This is a genomic window from Streptomyces sp. HD (assembly GCF_028369295.1).
Lineage (GTDB): Bacteria > Actinomycetota > Actinomycetes > Streptomycetales > Streptomycetaceae > Streptomyces.
On record NZ_JAQMYP010000093.1, the window covers coordinates 1 to 21,075 of the forward strand.

The window sequence follows — 21,075 nt, forward strand, 5'->3', positions numbered from 1 at the left end:
CCCCCCCCCCCCCCCCCCCCCCCCCCCCCCGGGGAGCCACGGCCTCCCCGCGCCGGGGAGGCCACCTTCTGGCGGTGTGGTCGGTTACTGCATGACCGCCCGGGCGAGCGCACGGCGGGCGCGCATCGAGGCTCGCTCGGCGCGGCGCTGCATACGGCGCGCGGTCGCCAGCTCCACGGCCTGGCGTTCCCGCGCGGCCGCGTGCCGGCGCTCTTGCATATGCGCACGTGCCAGGGCTTCTTGGATGAGTTGCATCTCTCGGTTCCTGTTCTGACGCGAGTCGTTCGCGCCACTGGTGGTGAAGTCTTCAGGCGCGGAGCCTGCAAGTTCGTGGGTGGACGGCTTCATCGGGGCCTGCTTCTGGGGGTCGTGCGTGAAGGGACGGTCGATCGTTCCTGCGGTGTTCATGCCGTGACCGGGTTCTTGCGCGGGCGACCACGCGGCCGCTTCCGGGCGACGACGACACCCTGGACGAACAGCTCGCCACCCCAGACGCCCCAGGGCTCACGCCGCTCCTTGGCGCCGGCGAGGCAGGCCTCGATCAGCGGGCAGGTGCGGCAGAGGGACTTGGCGTACTCGACATCCGCCGGCGACTCGGCGAAGAAGACCTCCGGGTCGTAGGAGCGGCAGGGGACGGGCACGCCGAGGTTCTCGATGGCGTCGTCGAGCGCGGTGAGCGCAGTGAGCGGGGTCAAGGTGGAGTCCTCCGTGAGGCCGGGCTTGGGGATCGCGTCTGAAGGCGGTACGGACGGGGCGTGCGCTTCGAGTTGCACGGTTGTTTTTCCTCGTCTGTTCGTTCCGGTCCTGTAGGACCGGGTGGCGGCTGGTACCGGGTTCTTTTCTTGTCCCGAGGCCCCTTCGCTCCGTCGTCCCCGTTGGAGGACAAACAGAAGGGCCGCGGATCCCGGATGGGGTTCCGCGGCCCTGAAGGCGCCGGCCTGATCGACTGTCAGGCTGGATCACTCCAGGGTTCTGGCCCACGGAAGGCCCACATCTGGTGGTGCTGCGTCGTCTGCTTCCGGAATCCGGCACCGGTCGCCGTAGAGGCATAGGCCTGCGCCTTCGCCTCTACTGCCGCTTCCAGTGCCTTGGTCGGTCGCTCATTGCGCTCACTGACGGGAAGACCCGCCAGAGACACGGAGGACGCCGGACGGACGGCACGAATGCCGGACAGACCGGTGCCCTGGTTCGAGGCGCCGAGCATGCACAGGGAGGCGACGACCGAGCGATCGGTCATTTTGGCGGTGCTGATGGAGCTGCTGTAGATGCTGATCACTGGACTCGCCTCCTCTCGGCGTCTCGGGGGACTGGGATGAACCAGTCCGACGGGTATGCAAGTAGAACACGGAATTGGGGCCTCCGAGAAGGCCTCCGTTCCCGTGGCTAAGAACCTATGGGGATTGCTGGGGCATGCGCAAACTATTTTTTCGACGAGTTCGCATCATTCCCCGTCGACGTCTCCCCCAGGCTCCTGGCCTGCGCAGATGGCCAGGACATCGGCTCCGTAGCGGTCGAGCTTCCGCTTGAGGACACCAGAGATGCGGGACAACTCAACCGGACTGCTCGGCTCCGCCTCAGCGATGGCCATCAGGGTTCTGTCCGTGAAGATGCAGAAGTCCGGCTGACCGCTGAGCCGTGCCTGGACACCGCGCCATTCACGGAGCCGTTCGTAGAGGCCCTCGTCCATGTCGGAGGGACAGTCCTCGCAGCGCATCAGCTTCATCTCACCGGCGTCCGTGAGGGTGCGCCCGCAGACGCGGCAGCGGGCCGGAGTGCGCTGGGCGCGTCGCGGGACGGCGTCCGGTCTGCTCGTGAAGCCCCGCTCGACGCCTCCGGAACCTCCCATGGCGGTGCGCCCGACCGTGGCGGTCGAGCCGGGGCGCAGTCCGTCGAGGAAGCGGCTGGGGCGGCGGTTGGGGCGACCGCCGGGGGCGCGGGTGAGCGCCCAGGAGACATGGAGGTGCCGACGGGCGCGGGTGACGCCGACATAGAGGAGGCGGCGCTCCTCCTCGATCTGCTCGTCGGTCTTTGCGTAGGTGATCGGCATCATGCCCTCGGCGACGCCGACCAGGAAGACGACGTCCCACTCCAGGCCCTTGGCCGAGTGCAGGGAGGCGAGGGTGACGCCCTGGACGGTCGGGGCGTGCTGGGCGTTCGCCCGTTCGTCGAGCTCCGCGACGAGGTCGGCGAGGGTGGCGCCGGGCTTGGCGGCGGCGAAGTCCTGGGCGAGGTTCACCAGGGCGGCCAGCGACTCCCAGCGCTCTCTGACGGCGCCGGAGCCGGCGGGGGGCTCGGTCGTCCAGCCCTCCCCCGACAGCACGGCACGCACCTGCGAGGGCAGGTCGACTGCGTCGTCCAGGAGTGCGTCGTTGCCCCCGAAGCGGGCCGCTCCGCGCAGGGCGATGCCCGCCTTGCGCACCTCGGGCCGGTCGAAGAAGCGCTCGGCGCCCCGCAGCTGGTAGGGCACGCCCGCGTCGGCGAGGGCCTGCTCGTAGGCCTCGGACTGGGAGTTCGTGCGGAACAGGATGGCGATCTCGCTGGCCGGGACGCCCGCATCCATGAGTTCCCGGATGCGGCGGGCGGCGCCCTCGGCCTCGGCGGGCTCGTCGGTGTACTCGGTGTAGACGGGTTCGGGGCCCGGGTCGCGCTGGGAGATCAGCTCCAGGCGGTGGTCGGCGGCGCGGCCCCGGGCCTGAGCGAGCAGACCGTTGGCGAGATGGACGACCTGGGGGGTCGAGCGGTAGTCGCGGACCAGCTTGACGACGGTGGCGCCGGGGTGACGGGTGCGGAAGTCCAGCAGATGGTCGGGAGTTGCTCCTGTGAACGAGTAGATCGTCTGGCTGGCGTCACCGACCACGCACAGGTTGTCCCGGTTGCCGAGCCAGAGCTCCAGCAGGCGCTGCTGGAGCGGGCTGACGTCCTGGTACTCGTCGACGACGAAGTGCTGGTACTGGGAGCGGACCTGGTCGGCGATGTCGTGACGGTCCTGGAGGATGCCGACGGTGAGCAGCAGGACGTCCTCGAAGTCGATGACGGAGCGGTCCCGCTTGAGGTCCTCGTAGACGTTGTAGATCTGGGCGGTCTCGGCCGGGTCGCGGGGGGTGTCACGGCCGGCCTTGGCGGTGGCGAGCGCGTAGTCGGCGGGCACTGTCTGGGTGACCTTGGACCACTCGATCTCGGCGGTGACGTCCCGCAGCTCGTTCCGGTCGAGGCGGATGTGGCAGGCGGCGGCCGCGTCGGCGACGAGCTGGATCTTGCGGTCGACGAGCCGGGGCATGGAGCCGCCGATCGCTTTCGGCCAGAAGTACTGGAGCTGACGCAGGGCGGCGGAGTGGAAGGTGCGGGCCTGCACTCCGGCGGCGCCCAGCTGGCGCAGCCGGCCGCGCATCTCTCCGGCGGCGCGGTTGGTGAAGGTGACTGCGAGCACGCTGGACGGCTGGAGGATGCCGGCACGCACCCCGTAGGCGATGCGGTGGGTGATCGCCCGGGTCTTGCCCGTACCGGCGCCCGCGAGCACGCACACCGGCCCGTGCAGGGCGGTGGCCACCTCGCGCTGCTCGGGGTCGAGCCCTTCGAGCACCGCGTCGGCAGAGTCCGGTGCCTGCGGGAAGAGGGTGGAGTGCGTTGCTGCTGTCACACGGCCATGCTGCCAGGTCGCCGGAGACGGCTGTGCCGATTGTCCACAGGCAGGCGCCGATAGTCGTACTAATGCGGCAGGCGTCACGTGCCGGGCATACCCCGGGTGGGAATGGCGGCGGGATCGCGTACGTTCCCTCATCGAACGATCCGATCCCCCGAGCCATCCAAGGAGCGCGCGAGACATGCAGGGCACTGTGACGATGTACAGCACGACGTGGTGCGGTTACTGCCAGCGGCTGAAGAAGCAGCTGGAGCGCGAGGGCATCGCGTACACCGAGATCAACATCGAGCAGGACCCGGAGTCCGCGGCGTTCGTCGAGAAGGCGAATGGCGGAAACCAGACGGTCCCGACGGTGCTCTTCGGTGACGGTTCAACGCTGACGAACCCGTCGCTGGCTCAGGTGAAGCAGAAGATCGGCGTGTGATCGACGCGTAAAGAGGGAGGGTGGCCGCCCCGAGCCGGGGCAGCCACCCTCCCTTTTTGCGCTCGGCTGCTTCCTTCAGTGGTCAGACGCTGCGCGTCGGCAGCGGCTTGCCGTACCAGAGCTCGATCAGGCGGGCCGCGATCGAGATGCCGTAGGGCGGCAGGACCTCGCCGGATTCGAAGGCGGTGCCCAGTTCCTCACGGGAGAACCAGCGAGCCTCGTGGATCTCGTCACCGTCGACCTCGACCTCGGTGGAGGTGGCACGGGCCATGAAGCCCAGCATGAGGCTGGACGGGAACGGCCAGGGCTGGCTGGCGACGTACTCGACCTCGCCGACGGTGACACCAGCCTCCTCGAAGACCTCGCGGCGCACCGCCTGCTCAATGGACTCGCCGGGCTCGACGAAGCCCGCGAGCGTCGAGAAGCGGCCCTCGGGCCAGTGGACCTGGCGGCCCAGGAGGATGCGGTCGTCCTCGTCGGTGACGGCCATGATCACGGCGGGGTCGGTACGCGGGTAGTGCTCGGCGCCGCAGGCGGGACAGCGGCGGATGTGGCCGGCCGCGGCGATCACGGTGCGCTCACCGCAGCGGGAGCAGAAGCGGTGGGTGCGCTGCCAGTTCTCCAGGCCGACGGCGTGCACCATCAGGCCCACGTCGCGCGCCGACAGCAGCAGGCCCGCCTCGCGCAGGCCGGCCGCGCGCGCCGACTGGTCGATACGGCCGGGCAGCGCGTCCTTCTGGAGGGCGAAGTAGCTGACGCCTTCCTCGTCGATGCCGAGGAAGTAACGGTGCGCCTCGGTGAGAGGGGCCTCGAAGGAGGGGGTCATGACGAGTTCGGTGCGCCCGTCCGCCGTCTCGTCGATGAGGACCTGGCCGCCGGAGACAACGAAGCAGCGGGTCGTGGGGTGGCTCCACGCCGCCGCGAGCCAGGCCTCGTCGAGCCGGTGGTGGGCGGCGCGGTCGATGCCGCTGGGGGCGGTGAGCGAGATGGGTCGGTCGGCGGTGTGGTCGGTCCAGGTGGTCACGGGTGCTTCCAACTCCCCCAGTGGAACGGTGTGCTTCGGCGGGCGGATCGGCGGGACGTGGGACGGGAGGCGACCGGGTGCGGCAGGACTCGTCGGTGCGGGGCGGCCTTCACAGTGTGCCCCGCGCGCGGTACCGCTCCGGACGGCCCTGCTCGCTCAGGGCGCATGGCGCCAGCTCGCGGCGAGGTCGCCCCACAGGTATGCGGTGGTCTCGACGCCTTTGAGGAGCAGGTCGAGCTCGACCTTCTCGTTCGGGGCGTGCCAGCCGTCGGAGGGGACGGAGATGCCGAGGAAGAGCACGGGTGCGCCGAGGACGTCCTGGAGGTCGGCCGCGGGTCCCGAGCCGCCCTCGCGCGTGAAACGGACGGGGCCCTCGAAGGCGCGGCCCATGGCGCGTACGACGGACTGCAGGGCCGGGTGGTCCAGCGGGGTCAGGCACGGGCGCGTACCGGCCGAGAACGTGATCTCCCAGCGGATGCCGGCGGGCACCTGTTCGGCCGCCCAGGCGTGGACCACCTTCTCGATGTGGTCGAGTTCCTGTCCCGCCACCAGGCGGAACGAGAGCTTCACCATGGCGGAGGACGGGATGATCGTCTTGCTGCCGGGTCCCTGGTAGCCGCCTCCGATGCCGTTGACCTCGGCGGTCGGGCGGGCCCAGACGCGCTCCAGGGTGGTGCGGCCGGCCTCGCCCTGGGTGGCGTACGACTTGGCGGTGCGCAGCCACTTCTGCTCGTCGAAGGGCAGCTCGGCGAAGAGCTCGCGCTCGCGGTCGGTCAGCTCCACGATGCCGTCGTAGAAGCCGGGGATCGCCACGCGCGCGTGCTCGTCGTGCAGGGCGGCGACCAGGCGGGCGGCGGCGGTCGCCGGGTTGGGGACGGCACCGCCGAAGGAGCCGGAGTGGATGTCCTGGTCGGGGCCGGACAGCCGGATCTCGCACTCGGCGAGGCCGCGCATGCCAGTGCAGACGGTGGGGGTGTCCTCGGACCACATGCCGGTGTCGGACACGATCACGGCGTCGGCCGCGAGCCGCGCGGCGTGCTCCTCGACAAGGGCGCGGAAGTGCGGGGAGCCGGACTCCTCCTCACCTTCGATGAGCAGCTTCAGGTTGACGGCCGGGGTGCTGCGGCCCGTGGTGGCGAGGTGGGCGCGGACGCCGAGTGTGTGGAAGAACACCTGGCCCTTGTCGTCGGCCGCCCCGCGCGCGTAGAGGCGCCCATCGCGGACGACGGGCTCGAAGGGCTCGCTGTCCCAGCCGTCCTCGCGGGCGGCGGGCTGCACATCATGGTGGCCGTAGACGAGGACCGTGGGCGCCTGCGGGTCCTCGGAGGGCCACTCCGCGAAGACGGCGGGGGCGCCCGGGGTGGGCCAGACCTCGGCGGCCGGGAACCCGGTCTCCTTGAGCTTGGCGGCGAGCCAGTCGGCGCTGCGGCGTACGTCGGGCGCGTGGTCGGGCTGGGCCGACACGGAGGGGATGCGAAGCCACTCGGCGAGCTCGTCGAGGAAGGCGGCGCAATGCTGCTCGATGTACGTGCGGACGGCGCTGACCTCACTGTCAACGGGATGGCTCATGGTCACGAGCCTATCGGCCCGCACCGACATCCTGGTTGGGCGGTTGCTCACAGTTCGCCTCGGCGAGCGGCTCCTCGGTGAGCAGCCGCTCCAGTGCCGCCCGGTCCGGCAGCTCGTCCGGGCGTACGACCTCGCCGCTGCGGACGTACAGGAACACGGCGTCGACCGACTCCAGGGGCACGCCCTGCTGCTCGGCCCAGGCGAGCCGGTACAGGGCGAGCTGGAGCGGGTCGGCGGTGCGGGTGCGGTTGGTCTTCCAGTCGACGATCTCGTACGTCACCCCGTCGCCGTCGCCTACTCCCTCTTCCCCGTCTTCCCTCTCCCCCCGGTCTTCCCTGTAGACGGCGTCGATACGGCCCCGTACGACGCGGCCGGCGATCGCGAGCTGGAACGGGGCCTCGACCCGGTACGGCGTGCGGTGCGCGTACTCGGTGCGCTCGAAGGCGTCCTTGAGGGCCTCCAGATCGCGTTCGTCGGCGATCTCGGTCTCGCTGCCGGGCAGGTCGTCCGGCTCCAGCATGGGCAGCGTCAGCTCTTCGAAGCGGGCCTCTACCCAGGCGTGGAATCGGGTGCCTCGACGTGCGGCGGGTTGTGGGGGGCGCGGCATGGGGCGCGCGAGTTCCTGTGCGAACCCGTCCGGGTCGGCGGCCAGCCGCAGCAGCTGGGACGCGGTGAGCGACGCCGGCAGGGGGACGTCCGTGACGCTTGCACGGGCGCGCAGGAGCTCTCCGGTGAGGGCGTCGAGGTCGCGGTCCCAGGAGGCGATGGTGCGGGCCTCCTCCGGGGTGAGGGGGTCCGGGTCCGTGGGGTGGTGGCGTGCGGGGGGATCGGCGAGGGGTTCCGGGGACGTCGCCTGGTGCGGGATGGCCGGGCGGTCGGGGCGGTCGGTGGTCCAGGAGTCCCAGTCGCCGGGGTCCGCCTCGGTGAGTTCGCCGGTGAGCTCGTCGGTGAACGCGTCGTCGTCCGGTGGCGGTGGCCAGTCCGGGTCGTCGTACGTGTCCGGGTCGTGCGTCGCGGCGGGGTGGCCGTCCTCGTCGGGGGTGAGGTTCTCCAGGTGGGCCAGGACCGTCTCGGCGGCCGCGCGGCGTCGGGTCAGGGCGGCCTCGTCCAGGGGCAGGGGCCACACCTGGTCGGCGTTCTCCCGGTGCAGGGCCGGGTTCTCCTCGTCCTCGGCCGGCTCGTCGGCCCACGCCTCGATCTCGCCGTAGCCGGCCGCGCAGTGGTCGTACAGGGCCTGAAGGAAGTCGGAGGGTCCGCGAGGCTTCTTCTGGGAGGGGCCCCACCAGTGGCCGGAGCCGAGGAGCAGGGAGCGGGGGCGGGTGAAGGTGACGTAGCCGAGGCGGAGCTCCTCGGTGTGCTGGTGGTCCTTCATGGCCTCCTGGAAGGCCTTCAGGCCGCGGGCGTCCCAGGAGACGATGTCGGGGAGCGTGTCGGTGTCGCCACGCAGTTCGTGCGGGAGCACCTTGCCCTGCGCGGTCCACTTCTCGCGGCCCTTGGTACTGGGGAAGGTGCCGGTGACCAGGCCGGGGACCGCGACGACGTCCCACTCCAGGCCCTTGGACTTGTGCGCGGTGAGCACCTTCACGGTGTTCTCGCCGCCGGGGAGGGCATTGTCGAGGCCCTTCTCGTACTGGGCGGCGGTGCGCAGGAAGGCCAGGAAGGCGAGCAGGGTCGCCTCGTTGTCGCCGGCCGCGAACGAGGCGGCGATGTCGAGGAAGTTGGACAGGGTCTCGCGGCGACGCGCGGCCAGGGCGTGCGGGGAGGCCGACAGCTCGACTTCCAGGCCGGTAACGGCGAGGACGCGGTGCAGGACGTCCATCAGCGGGTCGGACAGGGAGCGTCGCAGGTCGCGCAGTTCGGCGGCCAGGCGGGCGAACCGCACCCGCGCGTCCGGGGAGAAGGGCAGGTGGTCGTCGTCCCCGTCGCCGTCGAGCGGCGTCTCCAGGAACGTGTCCAGGGCGTCCGCCAGGGAGATCACCTCGGCGGGGTCGACCCCCTCGACGGCCTCGGCGAGCCTGCGGTCCGGGTCGTCGTCGCCGTCCACGCGCGCGTGGGACACCAGCAGCCGTGCGCGCCGCCCCAGCAGGGCGAGATCGCGCGGGCCGATGCGCCAGCGCGGGCCGGTGAGCAGGCGGACCAGGGAGGCGTTGGCGCCGGGGTCCTGGAGGACCTCGCAGACGGCGACCAGGTCGGCGATCTCGGGCAGGTGGAGCAGCCCGGACAGGCCGACCACCTCGACGGGGACGTCCCGGGCGACGAGCGCGCCCTGGATCTCGGCGAAGTCGGTCGCCGTACGGCACAGGACGGCGATCTCGCCCGGTGCCTTGCCGGTGTTCACGAGATGGGCGATGGAGTCGGCGATCCAGTCCATCTCCTCGGCATGGGTGGGCAGCAGCGCGCAGCGGACCGTGCCGTCGCGCTCGGCCCCCGGGGCCGGGCGGAGGGCCTCCACGCCCGTGTGCATGGCGCGCAGGGGCTCCGCGAGGCCGTTGGCGAGGTCGAGGAGGCGGCCGCCGCTGCGGCGGTTCTCGCTGAGCGCCTGGCGGGCGGCGAGGCGCCCGTCGGCGTGGGCGAAGTGCTCGGGGAAGTCGTCGAGGTTGGCGACGGAGGCGCCGCGCCAGCCGTAGATGGCCTGGCAGGGGTCGCCCACGGCGGTCACGGGGTGGCCGGTGCCGCCCCCGAACAGGCCCGCCAGCAGGACGCGTTGGGCGACGGATGTGTCCTGGTACTCGTCCAGGAGGACCACCCGGAACTCGTCTCGCAGGACGCGGCCCACTTCGGGGATCCCGGCGAGCTGCGCCGAGAGCGCGATCTGGTCGCCGAAGTCCAGGAGGTCGCGTTCGCGCTTGGCGGCCCGATAGCGGACCACCAGCTCTGCGAGTTCGCGGCGGGCCGCGGCCGTCTCGGGCACCTTGCGCAGATCGGCGTTGCTGAGCTTGGCACCCTGCAGAGTGAGCAGCAGCTCGGCGTCGTACGCGCGCAGGGCCTCGGGGCGTACGAGGTGCTCGGCGAGTTCGGCGTCGAGGGCGAGGAGGTCGCTGACCAGGTCGGCGAAGGAGCGGGTGAGGGCCGGGTACGGTCCAGGGGCCTCGCGCAACACGCGTGCGGCGAGCTGGTACCGGGTGGCGTCGGCGAGCAGACGGGAGGTCGGTTCGAGGCCGATGCGCAGGCCGTGGTCGGTCAGCAGACGGCCGGCGAAGGCGTGGTACGTCGAGATCACCGGCTCGCCCAGCGGGTTGTCCGGGTCGATGACCTCGGGGTCGGTGACACCGGCCTTGACGAGCGCCTTGCGGACGCGCTCGGCGAGCTCACCGGCGGCCTTGTTGGTGAAGGTCAGGCCGAGGACCTGTTCGGGGGCGACCTGGCCGGTGCCGACCAGCCACACCACGCGTGCCGCCATCACCGTCGTCTTGCCCGATCCGGCTCCGGCCACGATCACCTGCGGGGCGGGCGGCGCGATGATGCAGGCCGTCTGCTCCGGAGTGAACGGGATGCCGAGGAGCTCCTTGAGCTGCTCGGGATCGGTGATACGGGCGGACACCTCAGAGAGGCTAGCGGCGGGCACTGACACTAGGTGCCGGATCGGCCGTCGGGCCGGGAGAAGCCCAGGTCAGCACGCGTGGTGCGATCGATCACTCCAGTTGCTCGGCCACCCGCGCCCCGATCGACTCGCCCCTGTATGAGGGCATTTACTCGACCACGTGCCGTCCCTCGGGTCGCGCGCTGCACGACGCCCGGAAAGCGCAGTGTGTGCAGTGTTGTCCCGTGCTGGGGGTGAACCGCTCGTCGAGGACCTTGCCCGCCGCCGTGGCCAGCAGTTCGCCGACCCACTCCCCCTCCGGGCCTTCCAGTGGCTCCTGCCCCTGCACCTTGGGCAGCGTCTCGCCGCCGTCCCGCTTGGCGGCGCCCTGGCGCAGCTGGACCAGTTCGGCGCCGCCGGACTCCGGGCGCACTCCGTCGAAGGCCTCGTCCACGGCGCCCTCGCGGACGGCGAGCTGATAGACGGCGAGCTGCGGGTGCCGAGCCACCTCGGCCGCGCTGGGTGCCTGCTTGCCCGTCTTGAAGTCGACGACGTAGGCGCGCCCTTCGCCGTCGGCCTCGACTCGGTCCATCTGGCCGCGGATGCGCACCTCGAACTCGCCGGCCTCCAGGGTCACGTCGAAGTCGTGCTCGCTCGCCACCGGCGTACGCCCAGCACGGTCCATCACATGCCACTTGAGGAAGCGTTCGAGCGCCACGCGCGCGTTGTCCTTCTCCTGGGCCGACTTCCACGGCGCGTCGAAGGCCAGCGCGTTCCACACCGAGTCGAGGCGCTCCATGAGGACCACGAGATCGGCCGGGGTGTGCCCGGAGGCCACCTCGTCGGCGAGGACGTGCACGACGTTGCCGAAGCCCTGAGCGGCGGTCGCGGGCGCGTCGGCCTTCACCTCTCGGCCCAGGAACCACTGCAGAGAGCAGGTGTTGGCGAGCTGATCAAGAGCGCTTCCGGACAGCACGACGGGCTGGTCGCGGTTGCGCAGCGGCACCTTGGACTCGGTCGGCTCGAACATGCCCCACCAGCGGTAGGGGTGTGCGGACGGGACCAGCGGGCGGCCGTCCTCGTCGGCGAGCGCGGCGAGCCTGGCCAGCCGGCGGGCGGCGGCCTGCCTGAGGGTGTCCGACGCGCGCGGGTCGACCGTCGTCGCCCGGAGTTCGGCGACGAGCGCGGCGACGGCCAGCGGGCGGCGCGGGCGGCCCGTCACGTCCTTCGGCTCGACGCCGAGCTCGGTCAGGAAACGGGAGGGCTGGTCGCCGTCGTCCGCCGGGGCCTTCACCGCGGTGACGACGAGGCGTTCACGCGCGCGTGTGGCGGCGACGTAGAACAGGCGGCGCTCCTCCGCCAGCAGCGCCCCCGGGGTGAGCGGTTCGGCGAGTCCGTCGCGGCCGATGCGGTCGGCCTCCAGGAGGGAGCCGCGGCGGCGCAGGTCCGGCCACAGGCCCTCCTGGACGCCGGCGACGACGACCAGGCGCCACTCAAGGCCCTTGGCGCGGTGCGCGGTCATCAGGCGCACGGCGTCGGGGCGTACCGCACGCCGCGTGAGGGTGTCGGCGGCGATGTCCTCGGCGTCGATCTCCTCCAGGAAGTTCAGGGCGCCCCGGCCGCCGGTGCGCTCCTCCGCTCGGGCCGCCGTCGCGAACAGCGCGCATACGGCGTCCAGGTCACGGTCGGCGTTGCGTCCTGCCGCACCGCCCCGGCGGGCGGTCCGCTCCAGGCGCGCCGGCCAAGGCGTGCCCTCCCACAGGTCCCACAGCGCCTGCTCGGCAGTACCGCCGCCCGCGAGGCGCTCACGGGCCGTGCGGAGCAGCGCGCCGAGACGCTGGGCGCCACGCGCGTACGCGGGGTCGTGCACCGCCAGCCGCTCCGGCTCGGCCAGCGCCCGCGCGAGCAGCTCGTCCGAGGGCGGCGGCAGGGGGTTGCCCGCGGCCCGCTCCTCGTCGCGCAGGGCACGGCCGAGGCGGCGCAGGTCGGCGGCGTCCATGCCGGCGAGGGGGGAGGCGAGCAGGGTCAGGGCGGTTTCGGTGTCGAGCCAGGGGGCACCGGGGTCGGTCCGGTCTGCTGAGGAGTCGTCCTCGGGACGACCGGGCCGATCCGTCGATGCGTCGTCCTCGGATCCGAACCGATCCGTCGAGACGTCGCCTTCGGCTTCCCGCCGGTCGGCCAGGGCGTCGCCCTCGGCTGCGGCTGCCTCCGCGGAACGCACGTCATGCGCACCGCGACTGAGCTGCGCGTCCCTGTCGCCGCGGTCGGTACGCACACCGCCTCCCTCGGCACGCACACCGCCTTCCTCGGCACGGACGCCGCCTTCCGCGGCACGCAGGTCACCGTGGCCCCGGCCGGACTGCGCCACCGCCACTGCCACCGCCCGCAATGCCGTAAGCAGGGGTGCGACCGCCGGCTCGTGCCGTAGTGGCAGATCGTCGCCGTCGATGTCCAAGGGCACCCCGGCGGCCGTGAGCGCGCGGCGCACCGTAGGGATCGTGCGTGACCCCGCGCGTACCAGGACGGCCATCTCGCCCCAGGGCACGCCGTCCTCCAGATGGGCCCGGCGCAGGATGTCGGCGATGTTGTCCAGTTCGGTGCCAGGCGTCGGATATGTGAAGACCTCGACGCGGCCGCCCTCGCTGACCGGGGCCAGTTCCCGGTGGGCGCGTACCTTCTCCGCCGGGAGCCGGGTGAGCGGCATGCGCTGGGTCAGCAGCCGGGTCGCGGCCAGTAGGTCGGCACCGGAGCGGCGGGAGGTGCGCAGTACCTCGACGGGCGCGGGGCGGCCGTCCGCGCGCGGGAAGGCCTGGGGGAACTCCAGGATGCCGTTCACGTCGGCGCCCCGGAACGTGTAGATCGACTGGTCGGGGTCACCGAAGGCGACCAGGCTGCGGCCGCCGCCGGCCAGGGCGTGCAGCAGCCGTACCTGGGCCGGATCGGTGTCCTGGTACTCGTCGACGTACACGGCGTCGTACTGCTCGGCGAGCCGCTGGGCGGTCTCGGGGCGGCGGGCGAGGAGCACCGCGCGGTGGACCAGTTCGGCGTAGTCGAGCACGCCCTGCATGTCGAGCACGTCGAGGTACTCGGCGAGGAAGGCGGCCGCGGCGCGCCAGTCGGGGCGGCCGATGCGGCGCGCGAAGGCGTCCAGGGCGTTGGGCCCGAGGCCCAGCTCACGGCTGCGGGCGAGGACCGCGCGGACCTCGTCGGCGAAGCCGCGGGTGGTCAGACAGGCGCGCAGTTCGTCCGGCCAGCGCACATGGGCGAGCCCGAGCCGCTCCAGGTCGGGCTGGCCCGCGAGCAGCTCCCGTACGGTCACGTCCTGCTCGGGGCCGGACAGCAGACGCAGCGGCTCCACGAACAGGTCGCTGTCCTGGTGGGAGCGGACGAGGGCGTAGCAGAACGAGTGGAACGTGGTCGCCTGGGGCGCGTGTGGCGCCCCGATGCGCAGCGCCATGCGGTCACGCAGTTCCACGGCGGCCTTGCGGCTGAAGGTCAGCACCAGGATGCGCTCGGGGTCACCGCCACGGGCGATGCGCTCGGCCACGGACTCGACGAGTGTGGTGGTCTTTCCGGTGCCCGGACCAGCGAGAACGAGCAATGGGCCGGCGGTGTGGTCAACCACCGCGCGTTGTGCGGCGTCAAGACGAGGGGGAGCCACTTGCACGACAGGGGTACGCACCAGCCGGTAAGCGCCACGGGTCCCCTGTCGCACCTGAGGGTGCGGCAGGCGCCTGGTGGAGGAAGAGGAGCTCACGTGGTTCGCCGGTCCTGGTGGGTGTGCTGGTGGGGCGCCCCTCGCGCGTGGTGGGCGGTGGCCGCGGGATGAGGGGGACACGCGCAGTTGACGCTACGCCGACGAATGGTGCGGAAGCAGGGCTTCCGATTCATCCCTCGGGGCACTCGTGCCACGTGCGTCCCTCGTCCCACGAACGTACGTCATGCCACGGATGTGCCCCGTTTCCCCCGTACGGATCACAGGTCACACCGAGGGCGGTCCGATGGCGGAAGCTGTCAGGTGTGACCCTGTGCGCGTTCGCCGCCGTCCCACCGCGCCCGCCTCATGTCGAGGCGGGGCAGGTGGCCCTCTGCGGCCCTGCTCGCCTCCTTCAGGGGCGTGCTCTCCGCGCGGTACTGCTCCAGTGCTCTCAGCTCGTGGCCGGGCAGCAGGATCCCGTCCGCGCGGACCACACGCCACCACGGCACGGCTCCCCCGTAGAGGGCCATCACCCTGCCGACCTGGCGGGGCCCGCCCTCCTCCAGCCATTCCGCGACATCCCCGTACGTCATGACGCGACCCGGCGGGATCAGTTCGGCGACCTCAAGAACCCGCTCGGCGTACTCGGGCAGCGCGTCCGCGTGCTCCTCGGGGGCGTCGTCGTACGCCGGGCGGGCGTCGTCCGGAAGGCTCTCCTCGCTCATCCGCCCCATCCTGCCCCACCCCACCGACAATGTGACGCGCTCACCACCGTGCGTATCCCTCGCCCCGGGGCGAGGGTTCGGGCAGACTGTGCGACCCCGCATTTGCACCCTGATGCCCCCGTGTGTCGCTGGGTCATGCCACCATCATGCGGGCGGTGACTGGTGATACGAGATCAAGAAGAGACGATGAAGCAGCAGGGTGCGCACCCGGAGGGCACGCAGAGCACCTCTGACGCTTCGTCGCGCCCGGGCACCGCTGACGCCGACATGAAGGCCATCGGTGACAGGGGCGACGGCGAGCAGGACGAGGCCGCGAAGGACGAGCCCAGGAAGGGCGCCGACACGAGCGACACCGGCCGCAAGGCCGTCGAGGGGAAGGCGTACGACCTGGACGAGGCGCACGTCGACGAGGTCGAGGGCGACGAACCGCTCCTCCCCGCGCGCGTGCACCGTCCGTCCGACCTGATGCGACTGCTGGTGGGTGTGCTGGGCATCGCCCTGCTGCTCGCCATCGCCGCGTTCGCGCACGGCACCACCTCGGGTCTCGAACAGGACATCAACAAGGGCACCGGTCAGGCGCCCGACGTGTTCAGCAAGATGGCCGGGCTGGTGTCCAGCATCGCGATCCTGCTGGTGCCCGTCGCCTTCGCGATCGAGCGGCTGATCAAGCGGGACGGACTGCGCATCGCCGACGGCGTCCTCGCGGCCGTCCTCGCGCACGGAGTGACGCTCGCCACCGACCTGTGGGTCGCGCGGGCCGCCCCCGAGTCCATCCGGGACGCGCTGACCCAGCCCTCACCCGGTGACCTCGGCTCCCTGACCGACCCGGTGCACGGCTATCTCGCGCCGGTCATCGCGTACATGACGGCCGTGGGCATGTCCCGCAGGCCCCGCTGGCGTGCGGTCCTGTGGGCGGTTCTGGTCCTGTACGCCTTCTCCATGCTGGTCACCGGCTACACCACGCCGTTCTCGATCATCCTGACGCTGCTGATCGGCTGGACCGTCGCCTACGGCACGCTGTACGCGGTCGGCTCGCCCAATGTCCGTCCCACCGGACGGACCCTGATGGCGGGCCTGCGGCACGTCGGCTTCCGCCCTGTGAGCGCCGCCCGCGAGGAGATCTCCGACACACAGGAGACCGGAGACCGGGGCCGGCGCTACTTCGTCACCCTGGAGGACGGTCCGCCGCTGGATGTCACAGTGGTCGACCGTGAGCAGCAGGCGCAGGGGTTCTTCTATCGCGCGTGGCGCAATCTCACCCTGCGTGGCTTCGCGACCCGCAGCAGCCTTCAGTCGCTGCGCCAGGCCCTGGAGCAAGAGGCGCTGCTCGCCTACGCGGCCATCGCGGCCGGCGCCAACGCGCCCAAGCTGATCGCCACCTCCGAGCTCGGCCCGGACGCCGTGATGCTGGTCTACGAGCACTCCGGCGGGCACACCCTGGACTCGCTGTCCGACAAGGAGATCACCGACGATCTGCTGCGCGGCGCCTGGCTCCAGGTCAAGGCGTTGCAGTCCCGGCGGATCGCGCACCGCAGGCTGGTCGGTGACGCGATTTTGGTGGATCGTTCCGGCAAGGTGATCATCTCCGACCTGCGCATCGGCGAGATCGCGGCCAACAATCTGCTGCTGCGGATGGACATCTCCCAGCTGCTGGTGACCCTCGGCCTCCGGGTGGGCGCCGAGCGCGCGGTGGCCTCTGCGGTGAGCGTGCTCGGCCCCGACGCCGTGGCCGACTGTCTGCCGATGCTCCAGCCCATCGCACTGAGCCGCTCCACGCGCGCGACACTGCGCAAACTCGCCCGGGAACGGGCCCAGCGCGAGCGCGAGGCGGTACTGGAGGCGTCCCGGCACGCCAAGCAGGCCCGCACCGAGGAGGCACCGGACGACTCCGGGGTCGTACTCGACAAGCCGGACAAGAAGACCGCACGGGCGCAGGCGCGGGCCGAGAAGCGGGCCATCGACGAAGCCATCGACGAAGCCCTGCAGGAGGCGCGCGAGGAGGACCTGCTCACGCAGATCCGCCATGAGGTGCTGCTGATCAGGCCGCAGGCGCCGGTCGAGCCGGCCCGCCTGGAGCGGGTGCGGCCGCGGACGCTGATCAGCTTCATCGCCGGTGCCATCGGTGCGTACTTCCTGCTGACGCAGCTGACGCACATCGAGTTCGGGCCGCTCATCTCCAACGCCCAGTGGGGCTGGGTGGCCGCGGCCGCGCTTTTCTCGGCGGCCAGCTACTTCGCGGCGGCGATGGCTCTGTTGGGGTTCGTGCCCGAGCGGGTGCCGTTCCGGCGGACCGTGGCGGCGCAGGTCGCCGGGTCGTTCGTGAAGATCGTCGCGCCGGCCGCGGTCGGCGGGGTGGCCCTCAACACACGCTTCCTGCAGCGTGCGGGAGTGCGGCCGGGGCTCGCGGTGGCGAGTGTCGGTGCGTCGCAGCTGTTCGGGCTCGGCTGCCACATCCTGATGCTGCTGGCCTTCGGCTATCTGACCGGTACCGAGAAGACGCCGTCGCTGTCGCCGTCCCGGACCGTGATCGCGGGTCTGCTGACGGTGGCGGTGCTGGTGCTGGTAGTGACCTCGGTGCCGTTCCTGCGGAAATTCGTCGTCACGCGCGTGAGGTCGCTGTTCGCGGGTGTCGTGCCGCGCATGCTCGACGTGCTGCAGCGGCCGCAGAAGCTGGTCACCGGCATCGGCGGCATGCTGCTGCTGACCGCCTGCTTCGTGATGTGCCTGGACGCGTCGATCCGGGCCTTCGGCAGCCAGGGCACCTCGATCAGCCTGACCAGCGTGGCCGTCGTCTTCCTGGCGGGCAACGCACTCGGCTCGGCGGCCCCGACCCCGGGCGGCGTGGGCGCCGTGGACGTGACCCTGACCGTCGGTCTGATCGCCGTCGGTCTGCCCAGCGAGGTCGCGGCGCCCTCGGTGCTGCTCTTCCGGATGCTGACACTGTGGCTGCCGGTGCTGCCGGGCTGGCTGGCCTTCAACCACCTGACCCGCAAGGGCGCGCTGTAGCGCAGGCGCCGTACGTTGTAGGGGCACCGAACAGGTGAGGCGTCGTGGTACCTCGTACGGCCCGTGCCCCGAGCGCCCCACCACGTACGACCGCAGGATGGGACCATGCCGAACCCGCCCCGGATGCGCGCAGCCGCCCTGACCGCCACCGCCCTGCTGCTGTCCTCCCTGCTGGCAGGCTGCAGCGACGACGACTCCGGGGACGAGGACCTGACGGCTCAGGAGCTGAGCTGGAAGGACTGCCCGGCGCCCTCGCAGGCGCAGGGCGGCGAGGGCAGCCCGTCGCCGTTGCCGGACGGCGACACCTGGCAGTGCGCCACGATGAAGGCGCCCCGGGACTGGGACGAACCCAAGGGCGACACGATCGACATCGAGCTGATCCGGGCGAAGGCCAGCGGGGACGAGAACCGGCGCATCGGCTCGCTGATCTTCAACTTCGGCGGCCCCGGCGGCTCCGGCGTCACCACGCTGCCCTCCTTCGGCGACAGGTACGAGAAGTTGCGCACCCGCTACGACCTGGTGAGCTTCGACCCGCGCGGGGTGGGCCGCAGCGAGCCCGTGCGGTGCGAGAACGACCAGCAGCTCGACGCCTACTTCCAGCAGGACTCGTCGCCGGACGACGCCGCCGAGCGGACGGAACTGCTGGACAGCACCAAGGGGTTCAACAAGGCGTGCGAAAAGAACTCCGACGGGATGCTGCCTTACGTGGCCACCACCGACGCGGCCCGCGACATGGACCTGATGCGCCAGGTCCTGGGCGACGACAAGCTGTACTACTTCGGCATCTCCTACGGCACCGAACTCGGCGGCGTCTACGCCCACTTGTTCCCGAAGAGGGTGGGGCGTGCCGTCTTCGACGCGGTGGTCGACCCCACGCAGAACACGGAAGAGGCGACACTCGGGCAGGTCAAGGGCTTCCAGCTCGCACTCGGCAACTTCGCCGCGGACTGCACCTCCAAGGCCGGGGGCTGCCCGATCGGCGACACCCCCCAGGACGTCGAGGACCGCATCGCCAAGCTGCTCAAGGACCTCGACAGCAAGCCGATCGAGGGCGTCTTCCCGCGGCAGCTGACCCAGAGCGCCGCGACCAGCGGCATCGCGCAGGCGTTGTACTCGCAGGAATTCTGGCCGTACCTCACCCAGGGCCTGGAGCAGGCGTACGGCGGTGACGGCTCGACCCTGATGCTGCTGTCCGACTCGTTGAACGGGCGCAACAAGAACGGCGAGTACAGCAACATCACCGCCGCCAACATCTCGATCAACTGCGCCGACAGCAGGTCGCGGTACACCCCCGAGTACGTGGAGCAGCAACTGCCCGAATTCCGGTCCGCCTCAAGCCTGTTCGGCGACTCATTCGCCTGGTCGCTGCTCAACTGCGCCGACTGGCCGGTGGCGGGTGCCGCAGAGCACCCCGATGTCAGCGCGCCCGGTTCGGCCCCGATCCTCGTCGTGGGCAACACGGGCGACCCGGCCACACCGTACGAGGGCGCTCGGCGGATGGCGGAGGCGCTGGGCAAGGGGGTGGGCGTCGAGCTGACGTACCGGGGGCAGGGGCACGGGGCGTACAACAGCAAGGACCGGTGCGTGCAGGCCGCGGTGAACGGCTATCTGCTGGACGGGAAGGTGCCGGCGGCCGGAACCGTCTGCGGCTGAGACCGGGTCGGGTCGAGGCCCCGGCGCGGACCTCCACCCCCGCCCCTGAGCGGAAACCTGCGCCGAAGCCCGAGCCGAAGCCCGAGCTGAAACTCGGCAAAGTGGCAGGTCAGAGAGTTATCCACAGGCCGTCACGGCATTTTCGTGATCTGCCTACTATGGCCTGACCGCCATCCGCGGCACAGAGCGGACGGCCTGCGAGGGGGGAAGCGCCATGCCGCGTTTCGTACGGTGGACGGCCCTGACGGCCGCCGCCGCGCTGCTGGTGACGGGCTGCAGCGGCGGCTCGTCCGACGGCGGCGAGGCCGGGCGGGAGACGAGCACGCCGAATTCGTCGGCGGCATCCGGCTCGGGGGCACCGCTGCCGTCGTCGCTGACCTCGCAGAAACTCGACTGGGGGCGCTGCAAGGCCACCGGGGGCTTCCCCGCGCCGGGCGACGAGTGGCAGTGCGCGACGCTCAAGACGCCGCTGGACTGGAAGAAGCCGGACGGCGAGACGATCGGCCTTGCGCTGATCCGTGCCAAGGCCAGTGGCGACGACCGCATCGGCTCGCTCCTGTTCAACTTCGGCGGACCCGGCGCCTCGGGGCGGTCGACCCTGCCGTGGTACGCCTCCAACGCGTCCGAACTGGGCGAGCGTTACGACCTGGTGAGCTGGGACCCGCGCGGAGTGGGCGCCAGCGAAGGCATCCGTTGCCGCAGTGACAAGGAGATCGAGGCCTCCGAGTCCGTGGACATCACGCCGGACACCCCGGCCGAGGAGAAGGCGTACTTCCGCGACGCCGCTGCCTTCGGCAAGGGCTGCCAGAAGTCCGCGGGCACGCTGATGGCGCATGTGTCGACCACCGACACCGCCCGCGACATGGACCTGATGCGCCAGGTCCTCGGCGACCGGAAGCTGCACTACTTCGGCATCTCCTACGGCACCGAACTCGGCGGCGTCTACGCCCACTTGTTCCCCGGGAACGTGGGGCGCCTGATCCTGGACGCGGTCTCCGACCCGAGCGCCGACGCGGAGGGACACGTCGAGAACCAGGCCAGGGGCTTCCAGCGCGCACTGAACAACTACCTCAAGTCCACCGGCCAGGGCGCCGAGGACGGCACGCGGAAGATCGTGGACCTGTTGAAGCGGATCGACGCGAGCCCACTGCCGACGTCCTCCGGGCGCAGGCTCACGGAGCCACTCGCGCTCACCGGCCTCGTCAGGCCGCTCTACAGCGAGGCGAGCTGGCCGACGCTGACCAGCGCCCTGGAGACGGCCCAGCAGGGTGACGGCTCGGAACTCCTGGCGCTCGCCGACGACTACAACGACCGCGACCCGTCGGGGCACTACGTCACAGGAAACCACTCACAACGGGTCATATCGTGCTTGGACGACAGGCAGCGACCGACGGCCGAGGAGGCGAAGAAACTGCTGCCGCGGTTCGAGAAGGTCTCGCCGGTGTTCGGCCCCATGCTGGGCTGGGACACGGCCGGCTGGTGCCACGACTGGCCGGTGGCCGGGCAGTACGACACCCCGGAGGTGAGCGCGCCGGGCGCGGCACCGATCCTACTGGTCGGCAACACCGGCGACCCGGCGACGCCCTACGAGGGCACCCGGAGGATGGCGGACGAGCTGGGCAAGGGCGTCGGCGTGATGATCACCTGGAAGGGCGAGGGTCATGCCGCGTACGGGAAGGGCAACGACTGCGTCGACTCCACGGTGAACGCGTATCTGCTCCAGGGGACGGTCCCGAAGGACGGCAAGGTCTGCTCATGACGACGGCGGGGGGGGGGGGGGGGGGGGGGGGGGGGGGGGGGGGGGGGGGGGGGGGGGG

At 71.4% G+C, this 21,075-nt stretch carries 13 protein-coding genes; 4 read left to right on the plus strand and 9 right to left on the minus strand.

Annotation, left to right across the window (positions count from 1 at the left end; all coding sequences use genetic code 11):
• Positions 1-84: 84 nt before the first annotated feature.
• The 4 genes from POF73_RS44120 to POF73_RS44135 all read right to left on the minus strand — a co-directional run bounded on the left by POF73_RS44120 (position 85) and on the right by POF73_RS44135 (position 3,637).
• Positions 85-408 (minus strand): hypothetical protein, encoded by a 324-nt coding sequence (locus POF73_RS44120; protein WP_272125083.1) that lies wholly within the window; start codon positions 406-408, stop codon positions 85-87.
• Entirely contained in the window at positions 405-773 is a 369-nt protein-coding gene (locus POF73_RS44125; RefSeq protein ID WP_109496206.1) for a WhiB family transcriptional regulator, read from the minus strand. The genes POF73_RS44120 and POF73_RS44125 overlap by 4 nt, the downstream gene beginning before the upstream one ends.
• A 176-nt stretch (positions 774-949) precedes the next feature.
• Positions 950-1,276 (minus strand): hypothetical protein, encoded by a 327-nt coding sequence (locus tag POF73_RS44130; RefSeq protein WP_272125085.1) that lies wholly within the window; start codon positions 1,274-1,276, stop codon positions 950-952.
• A 165-nt stretch (positions 1,277-1,441) separates the two neighbouring features.
• The gene (locus POF73_RS44135; RefSeq protein ID WP_272125086.1) at positions 1,442-3,637 is read right to left on the minus strand and encodes an ATP-dependent DNA helicase UvrD2; all 2,196 of its coding nucleotides are present in this window, start codon (positions 3,635-3,637) and stop codon (positions 1,442-1,444) included.
• 184 nt (positions 3,638-3,821) lie between these two features.
• On the opposite strand from POF73_RS44135, the gene POF73_RS44140 reads away from it, so the two are divergent.
• Positions 3,822-4,064, plus strand: a complete 243-nt coding sequence (locus tag POF73_RS44140; protein WP_190069482.1) for a mycoredoxin — start codon at positions 3,822-3,824, stop codon at positions 4,062-4,064.
• Positions 4,065-4,146: 82 nt separating this feature from the next.
• Here the strand turns inward: POF73_RS44140 and nudC are convergent, their stop codons facing one another.
• From nudC to POF73_RS44165, 5 genes are all read right to left on the minus strand, one after another.
• A complete protein-coding gene (gene nudC / locus POF73_RS44145) occupies positions 4,147-5,088 on the minus strand; it encodes an NAD(+) diphosphatase (protein WP_272125089.1) in 942 nt (313 codons plus the stop codon).
• A gap of 156 nt (positions 5,089-5,244) precedes the next feature.
• Positions 5,245-6,657: a dipeptidase gene (locus tag POF73_RS44150; RefSeq protein ID WP_272125091.1), complete on the minus strand. Its 1,413-nt coding sequence runs from the start codon at positions 6,655-6,657 to the stop codon at positions 5,245-5,247.
• Positions 6,658-6,667: 10 nt separating this feature from the next.
• A complete protein-coding gene (locus tag POF73_RS44155; protein WP_272125092.1) occupies positions 6,668-10,198 on the minus strand; it encodes an ATP-dependent DNA helicase in 3,531 nt (1,176 codons plus the stop codon).
• A gap of 148 nt (positions 10,199-10,346) precedes the next feature.
• Complete coding sequence (locus POF73_RS44160) at positions 10,347-13,934, minus strand: ATP-dependent helicase (protein ID WP_272125093.1); 3,588 nt, start codon at positions 13,932-13,934, stop codon at positions 10,347-10,349.
• A 257-nt stretch (positions 13,935-14,191) separates the two neighbouring features.
• Positions 14,192-14,599, minus strand: coding sequence for an MGMT family protein (locus POF73_RS44165; protein WP_272125094.1), 408 nt, complete (start codon positions 14,597-14,599; stop codon positions 14,192-14,194).
• Between the two features lie 186 nt (positions 14,600-14,785).
• Between POF73_RS44165 and POF73_RS44170 the strand changes: the two genes are divergently transcribed.
• The 3 genes from POF73_RS44170 to POF73_RS44180 all read left to right on the plus strand — a co-directional run bounded on the left by POF73_RS44170 (position 14,786) and on the right by POF73_RS44180 (position 21,017).
• Positions 14,786-17,605 carry a lysylphosphatidylglycerol synthase transmembrane domain-containing protein gene (locus tag POF73_RS44170; RefSeq protein WP_272125096.1) on the plus strand — a complete coding sequence of 940 codons (2,820 nt, stop codon included), beginning with the start codon at positions 14,786-14,788 and terminating at the stop codon, positions 17,603-17,605.
• Positions 17,606-17,710: 105 nt separating this feature from the next.
• On the plus strand, positions 17,711-19,258 hold the full coding sequence (locus tag POF73_RS44175) for an alpha/beta hydrolase (protein ID WP_272125097.1): 1,548 nt from the start codon (positions 17,711-17,713) through the stop codon (positions 19,256-19,258).
• Positions 19,259-19,472: 214 nt separating this feature from the next.
• The gene (locus POF73_RS44180; RefSeq protein ID WP_272125098.1) at positions 19,473-21,017 is read left to right on the plus strand and encodes an alpha/beta hydrolase; all 1,545 of its coding nucleotides are present in this window, start codon (positions 19,473-19,475) and stop codon (positions 21,015-21,017) included.
• Positions 21,018-21,075 lie beyond the last annotated feature (58 nt).